The following is a 512-nucleotide window of genomic DNA, read 5'->3' as shown; positions in this document are numbered from 1 at the left end:
GAAGAACAGCGGGAGGTCGTGCCAGGTCTCGCTGCCGAGCTGGCCGACGAGGTGGAAAAGCTTGATCTCGGGGTCCACACTGGTTTCTCGACGATGACCCGCGATGACGAGTCGGGCCTACTCGACCAGAACGAACGCGTCACCGAGCGCATCGACGAGCTGCGGTCTGGTCGATTCGACTATTTGATCGCACTCGACGATCGCCGAGTTTGCCGTGACGAGTACCTACGCGTGATTCAATACGCCGCTGGACAGGGTAACACCGAGATCGTCTACGCCGGTGAGGTCAACGAAGACGATCTCACCTTCGATCTCAAAAGAAGAATCGAACGCGACACCAAAGAGGAGGAGATCGAAAAGTCTCGCCGCGCGATCGAGCGGCGCAAACAGCAGGGGTACGACCACGGCCGACCACGGTTTGGGATGACCTACGACGCGAACGGCCACTACCAGGTGCCCGGTGAAGAGTTCGACACGGTGACGGAGATTTTCCAACTTGACAACGCCGAGAA

General features: G+C 58.8%; 1 protein-coding gene. It reads left to right on the top strand.

Features of this window, described 5'->3' with window-relative positions; genetic code table 11:
- Positions 1-512 (top strand): serine integrase family protein (locus EXE48_RS18905; protein WP_199236421.1); only part of this gene is annotated, 512 nt, incomplete at both ends.

Source organism: Halorubrum sp. ASP1 (assembly GCF_005435135.1).
Taxonomy (GTDB): Archaea; Halobacteriota; Halobacteria; order Halobacteriales; family Haloferacaceae; genus Halorubrum; species Halorubrum tropicale.
The sequence above is the reverse complement of the archived record's forward strand: the minus strand, read 5'-3'. Positions and strand labels throughout refer to the sequence as shown.